6 protein-coding genes are annotated in these 6,272 nt (G+C 72.7%); 3 read left to right on the top strand and 3 right to left on the bottom strand.

Annotation, left to right across the window (positions count from 1 at the left end):
• Positions 1-228: 228 nt before the first annotated feature.
• Both ABD194_RS09070 and ABD194_RS09065 read left to right on the top strand, forming a co-directional pair.
• Positions 229-420 (top strand): BldC family transcriptional regulator, encoded by a 192-nt coding sequence (locus tag ABD194_RS09070; protein ID WP_045191048.1) that lies wholly within the window; start codon positions 229-231, stop codon positions 418-420.
• Between the two features lie 131 nt (positions 421-551).
• On the top strand, positions 552-992 hold the full coding sequence (locus tag ABD194_RS09065) for a VOC family protein (protein WP_343990404.1): 441 nt from the start codon (positions 552-554) through the stop codon (positions 990-992).
• Positions 993-1,017: 25 nt separating this feature from the next.
• On the opposite strand, the gene ABD194_RS09060 is transcribed toward ABD194_RS09065, so the two are convergent.
• A complete protein-coding gene (locus ABD194_RS09060) occupies positions 1,018-2,589 on the bottom strand; it encodes a PucR family transcriptional regulator (protein WP_343990401.1) in 1,572 nt (523 codons plus the stop codon).
• A gap of 288 nt (positions 2,590-2,877) precedes the next feature.
• Between ABD194_RS09060 and ABD194_RS09055 the strand changes: the two genes are divergently transcribed.
• Complete coding sequence (locus ABD194_RS09055) at positions 2,878-4,146, top strand: NAD(P)/FAD-dependent oxidoreductase (RefSeq protein ID WP_343990398.1); 1,269 nt, start codon at positions 2,878-2,880, stop codon at positions 4,144-4,146.
• A gap of 16 nt (positions 4,147-4,162) precedes the next feature.
• Here the strand turns inward: ABD194_RS09055 and ABD194_RS09050 are convergent, their stop codons facing one another.
• Both ABD194_RS09050 and ABD194_RS09045 read right to left on the bottom strand, forming a co-directional pair.
• The gene (locus tag ABD194_RS09050; protein WP_343990395.1) at positions 4,163-5,932 is read right to left on the bottom strand and encodes an alpha-amylase family glycosyl hydrolase; all 1,770 of its coding nucleotides are present in this window, start codon (positions 5,930-5,932) and stop codon (positions 4,163-4,165) included.
• Positions 5,933-6,040: 108 nt separating this feature from the next.
• Positions 6,041-6,272, bottom strand: a 232-nt coding sequence (locus ABD194_RS09045) for a hypothetical protein (protein WP_343990392.1), incomplete at its 5' end; no start/stop codon positions are given.

Raw genomic sequence — 6,272 nt, 5'->3', positions numbered from 1 at the left:
GAGTCGGCGGGCGGCCGGCCGGAGAAGACCGTGACCTGGGCCACCCCGTCCGGACACCGCGGGAACTGGAGTGCGTATACACCCGGAGTCTGGAAAGCAGGTCGATTTGACTCTTTTCAGTGTTTACCTGTCATTGGGTTCGAGGAGACTTTACCCTTGCTTTACTGGGCTCCGAATGGGGCGCATGCGTGTCGCTGCACCAAGCGACAGGGTGGTGGGGAAATGAACATGACGACTCAGGATCGACACGAGACCGAGAAGCTGCTCACTCCTGCTGAGGTGGCGGCCCTCTTCCGAGTGGACCCCAAGACGGTCACCCGGTGGGCCAAGGCAGGCAAGCTGACTTCGATCAGGACGCTCGGTGGGCACCGGAGATATCGCGAGTCAGAGGTTCGCGATCTCTTGGGCGGCGGCCACTGAGCTCGACCGACAGTTGGGGGTGACGACCGGTCGGGCGGCCGGGGGAGGGCACCGCGCGGTGCTGCTCCCCCGACTGCCACCGGTCACGGCGGGCGAGGCGGACGGTCAGGGGAGCGCCGTACCGTGGGCGCATGACGAGCGCACGCGCCATCACCGCCATCACCCTCGGCGTCCGTGACGTCGAGCGGTCCAGGGACTTCTACGTCGACGGGCTGGACTTCCGGTCCGTGCTGCACCAACAGGGCGAGATCGCGTTCGTGCAGTGCGCGCCCGGCCAGCTGCTCGCGCTCTGGGACATCGCGCAGATGCCCGGCGAGTACGGCGACGTCGCCCACGGGAGCTCGGCGCCGCCGATGTCGCTCGGTTGCAACCTCGGCAGTGCCGAGGAGGTCGAGCAGCTGTATGCCGCTGCCCTGGCCGCGGGTGCCGGCTCCGTGTCGCCGCCGACCGTGCGCGCCTGGGGCGGGGTGAGTGCCTGCGTGGCCGACCCCGACGGTTTCCGCTGGGACTTCGTGCACAACCCGGGCTTCCGGACCGATCCCGACGGCACCGTCCACCTCGGTGGGATGTAGGGGCCGGCCCGGGCCGGACGCCCGCTCAGTGCCCGAGCGCGCGCAGCTGCAGGCGCAGGGCCAGGCGCGTCTCGGGGTCGTGCAGGTCGAGGTCCACGACCTCCGAGAGCCGCTGGAGGCGGTAGCGCAGCGTGTTCGGGTGCACGTGCAGGCGTGCGGCCGCCGCCCTCGGGTCGCCCGGGTGGTCGAGCCATGCGGCGACCGTCTCGAGGTAGGCGCTCTGGTGCACGTCGTCGTGCCCGCGCAGCACCGCGATCGGGCCGAGGAGCTCCTCGGTCCAGATGCCGCCGAGGGCACGGGCGTTGGTGACGGCCGCCCACGCGTCCTCCACCGTGGTGCTCGCTCCGGTGACCCGGCCGAGGTCGCGCAGGCGCTGCACCTCGGTGGCCTCCCGACGTGACCGGCCGAGGTCGGCGGTGCGCGAGACCTGGCCCCCGGCGCTGGCCGTCGCCGTCGGGGTGACGCCGGCCACCTCGTCGACGACCGCGAGCAGCCACTCCCACGTGCCGGGGGAGGTGTCGCCTGGCGCATCCTGCACCAGGGCCAGCGCGCTGCCGTCGAAGCCGGCGAGGAGCGGATGGCGCCACGACCGTCTCCGGGCTGCCGACTCCCACACGTCGATCTCCCGCTCGATGTCGGGCGGACCGGGATCCTCGGCGATGGCGCTGCGCGGCCGGTGGGCACCGGCCAGCACGACCACCCGCCACGGCGCGGGCGGGAGCCATCCCTCGGCCTCGAGGGTGTCCCCGCTCAGGACGGCCCGGAGGCGGTCGGCGGAGACGCGCCGGGCCAGGTCGGCCTGCGAGCGCAGCCGCAGCAGGTGCAGGGCCACAACCGACGCCGTCTGGGCCAGCGACGCCATCACCTGGTCGGCCGGCGCCTCGTCGACGACGGCCCAGATGGAGCCGAGCCACTCCGTGCCGGCCCGCACCGGCACCACGACCCGCGCGCCGAGACCACGCCCGGCGGGCACGAAGAACGGCTCGTCGGACCGGGCCAGCCGCCGGAAGACTCCCCGGCCGCGGAGGTTGGCGAGGACCTCGTCGGGCACCCGCCGGCCCACGATCGTGGAGACGCGGGCGGGATCGGCGACGTCCTGGGTCGAGGAGTAGGCGAGGACCCGCGACTGCGTGTCCTCGATGGTGATGGGCCCGGCGACGAGGGCGGCGCAGGCGTCGGCGAGGGCGAAGAGCTCGTCGAGGACCGGCCCCTCGGCGCGCAGGGCCGGTCCGCTCGCCGCACGGTCGAGCACGCCCCGCAGCAGCCACACCACGTGGGCCCAGGAGGCGTGCTCGGCCAGCTCGACTAGGCTGACGCCGAGCCGGGTCGCCGCTGCCCGGACCTGCCGGTCCCTGGCGGCGACCCGGCGCAGCACGACCGCGCTGCTGCCGACCGCTGCGGCGCCCTCGAGCAGGGAGACCGCGTCGGTGGGGCGCTCCACGCCGACGCCGAGCAACAGGTCGCCGGCCTGCCCGAAGACGCCGGAGCCGGGCTCTGCCAGGGTGACGTCGTCGACGGCGCGCCGGCCCGCGTGCACCAGGACGGTGAGCAGGCCGCCGCCCAGGGTGTCCGCCAGCCGGCCGATCGGCAGCCCCACCGGCGTCGTCGAGGACGTTCGCGTCGCCGGTGCTCGCCCGGCCGGGGTCCGGGTTCCCCGGCTGGGGGTCGGCGCGCGGCGGGTGGCATCGGTCCCAGCGGAGCGAGGTGACGAGCGCGAGGAGGCGGACGGCATACGCCATTGTGACCGATGGCTGTCTTGGACGCACAAAGCACGCTCGAATGTCTGTGGTCTCAGCACCATAGCGTTGCCCGACGGCGAACGGACGATGGAACGGTAGGCGCGCGCGTCCTGCCCGCCCACCGCCACGCACCAGGAGCCGATCGCATGCCCGCCGTCACCCCCGCCGGTACCCCCGTCCCCGAGCGCGTCGCCGTCGTCGGCGCCGGCATGGTGGGCCTCGCCACCGCCTGGTTCCTGCAGGAGCGCGGCGTCGAGGTGACCGTCATCGACCGTGACGGCGTCGCTGCCGGTTCCTCGTGGGGCAACGCCGGCTGGCTCACCCCCGGCATCGCGACGCCGCTGCCCGAGCCGGCCGTGCTGAAATACGGCCTGCGCGCGGTCTTCAGCCCGAGCTCGCCCGTCTACGTCCCGCCCAGCGTGCGGCCCGACTTCCTGAAGTTCGTCACCGGCTTCACCCGCCACAGCACCATGACGGCCTGGAAGAAGGCGATGAGCGCCCTCGTGCCCGTCAACGACCTGTCCCTGCAGAGCTTCGACCTGCTCCAGGAGGGCGGCGTCCAGGCCGAGACCTACGAGGCCAAGTCGTTCACCGCCGCCTACCGCTCCGCCGAGGAGCGCCAGACCCTGCTCGAGGAGATCGAGCACATCCACGCCTCCGGCGGCGACATCACCTTCGACGTGCTCTCGGGCGCCGAGGCCCGCGCCATCGAGCCGGCCCTGTCGGACGAGATCGGTGCCGCGATCGTGCTGCACGGGCAGCGCTTCGTGAACCCGGGCGCCTACGTCGCCGCGCTCGCCGACTCGGTGACCGCGCGCGGCGGCAAGATCGTCACCGGCAGCGCCGTCCGGGGGATCACCGACACCCCGACCGGCGTCCTCCTCACGACCGACCAGGGCACCTCCGAGCACTACGACGCCGCGGTCATCGCGACCGGCGCCTGGCTCGGCCGGCTGGCGCGGCAGTTCGGCGTCAAGCGGGTCGTGCAGGCCGGTCGCGGCTACTCCTTCTCGGTCGAGGTCGAGGACCTGCCCAACGGTCCCGTCTACTTCCCGGCTGCCCGCGTGGCGTGCACGCCCGTCGGTGACCGCCTGCGCGTGGCCGGGATGATGGAGTTCCGCCAGCCCGAGGCGGCCCTCGACCGGCGCCGCATCCGGGCCATCGTCGAGTCGGCCCGCCCGCTCCTGAAGGGCGCCGACCTCGACCACCGCCAGGACGAGTGGGTCGGCTCGCGTCCCTGCACCGCCGACGGCCTGCCGCTCATCGGCGCCTCGAAGAACCCGAAGGTCTTCGTCGCCGGCGGCCACGGCATGTGGGGCATCACCCTCGGCCCGGTCACCGGTCGCCTGCTCGCCGAGCAGATGGTCACGGGCGTCGCCCCCGCGCAACTCGCGCCGTTCGACCCGCTGCGCTGAGCCCCTCCGTTCGCGTTCACGCCCGGGTCAGCACGACCAGGGTGTAGGCGCCCACGGACACCGTGCCCACGGCGGGCTGGTCGTCCGTCGGTTCCTCGATCGCCTCGACGTCCAGCGTGTTGTGGCCGGCGAAGAGGGCGCTGTAGGTCGTCGCGTCGGAGTTGAACCGGACAGCCCAGGATCCGGCGGACGGCATACCCGTCGTCACGTCGCGGGGCTGCGCGCTCGCATTGACGACGACCACGGCGACGTCGTCGCCGGCGCGCCGAGCCCACGCGAGCGTCTTGGCGTCGTCGTCGAGGTGGAGCACGTCGAAGCCGTCGCCACGCAGGCCTCGTGACACCCCGTCGGCGTCGCGACGCAGGCGCACGAGGTCGCCGGTCAGCCGCACGATGTCGCGGAACTGCTCGGCGCGGTCCCAGTCCAGCGGCACGCTGTCGCGGAACTCCCGGCCCTCGAGGAACTCCTGGCCCTGGAAGAGCATCGGGAGTCCCGGCGCGGTGAGCGTCATCGCGAGGCCGAGGGTCGCGCGCTTCTGCGCGGCCCAGCCGGTCGGGTCGCCGCCGTCCACCTCGTCGGGCACGCGCAGGCTGCCCTCCGCGACCTCGTCGTGGCTCTCGGTGTAGATGACTCGACGGAACGGCTCGTCGCTGCCGCGCAGCGCCTGGGCGAGCTGGCTCATGGACCGCTCGTGGTCGTCGACTGCGGTCAGGACCTGCCGGACCGGGTGGACGAAGCCGGGATCCCACTGGGCGTGGAAGCCGGCGCCGCCGTCGTCGACGGTGGTGATCGCGGGGTCGGACTGCAGGTCCTCGGCGATGAGGATCTTGTCGGGGTGGCGCTCACGGACCGCCGCGGTGATCGAGCGCATCAGCTCCCACCCCTCGGGCAGGTCGCCGGTGCCGAGACCGTCGACGGTGCGCACGTAGAGGGTCGCGTCGAAGCGCAGACCGTCCAGGTGGAACTCCTCGAGCCACATCAGGACGTTGTCGTGCAGGTAGGCACGGACCTCCTCGCGGCCGTAGTCGGGGCGGGTGTCGCCCCACGGCGTCGACGAGCGCTCGTCGTTGTAGAAGTAGATGCCGCCCTTCTCGTTCTCGCTCCACCCATCGAACTGCCACAGCGCGAGGTCGCTCGGACCGAAGTGGTTGACAACGACGTCCAGGATCACCGCGATGCCGTGCCGGTGGGCCTGCTTGACGAAGCCCTTGAGCGCGTCGGGGCCGCCGTAGCTGCTGGAGACGGCGAAGGGGTTGGAGGGGTTGTAGCCCCAGGAGTAGTCGCCCGCGAACTCGGTGACGGGCATGAGCTCGACGGCGCTGACGCCGAGGTCGGCGAGGTGGCCGAGCTTGCCGGCGAGACGGTCGAGGTCGCCGGCGTCGCCTTCGGCCGCGACGAACGAGCCGATGTGCGCCTCGTAGACGACGAGGTCGTCGTGCGGCGGGCAGCCGAACGCGTCGCCCTCCCAGTCGAACCCGTCCCGGTCGTAGACCACGCCGTTGCCGGACGAGTGGGTGACGGCGCGGGCCCGCGGGTCGATGCGCATCAGGCGCTGCTCGCCGTTGTGGATGACGAACTGGTACTCGTCGCCGGGGCCGGCGCCCTCCACGTCGGCGTACCAGTGCCCGTTGTCCTCGGCGCTCATCGGTATGCCGTCCTCGGACCAGTCGCTGAAGCTGCCCGTCACCGAGACGGCGTCGGCGTTCGGGGCCCAGACGCGGAAGGCGGTGCCGCCGTCATGGGGCATCGACCCGAGTCCGGGGCGTGGGAGGTCGTGGTGAGGCATGCGGGCTCCAGTCGGGTGGGCAGCGCGGAGGAGCTGCGGAGGGGTGGACGGCGCGCTCCCGTGCCGGCGAGGACGCAGGTGGGCCGACCCTGGTCATACCCGCTCGCGTCAGCGCAGGTAGCTGGTGAGGTCGGCGACGACGTGGATGGTGCCGCTGGAGTGGTTGAAGACGGTGATGGTGCCGGTGCTGGACAGGCGGGTGACGAGGAGGTTGGCGACGGTCTGGCCGGGAGTGAAGTTGACGGTCCAGGAGGCGGTGCCGGCGGTGGCTCCGGCGCTGAGGTAGCCGCCCTTCTGGGGTGAGATGGCGATGAGGTTGATGCTGGCGGCGGTGGCGCCG

The sequence above is a fragment of the Terrabacter terrae genome (assembly GCF_039529575.1).
GTDB classification, from domain to species: domain Bacteria; phylum Actinomycetota; class Actinomycetes; order Actinomycetales; family Dermatophilaceae; genus Terrabacter; species Terrabacter terrae.
Note: the sequence above shows the minus strand (reverse complement) of the source record. Positions and strands in the feature narration are given on the sequence as shown.

Coding starts and splice junctions, on each gene's coding strand:
- ABD194_RS09070 (WP_045191048.1), top strand. CDS start 229: ATGACGACTCAGGATCGACACGAGACCGAGAAGCTGCTCACTCCTGCT.
- ABD194_RS09065 (WP_343990404.1), top strand. CDS start 552: ATGACGAGCGCACGCGCCATCACCGCCATCACCCTCGGCGTCCGTGAC.
- ABD194_RS09055 (WP_343990398.1), top strand. CDS start 2,878: ATGCCCGCCGTCACCCCCGCCGGTACCCCCGTCCCCGAGCGCGTCGCC.
- ABD194_RS09050 (WP_343990395.1), bottom strand. CDS start 5,932: ATGCCTCACCACGACCTCCCACGCCCCGGACTCGGGTCGATGCCCCAT.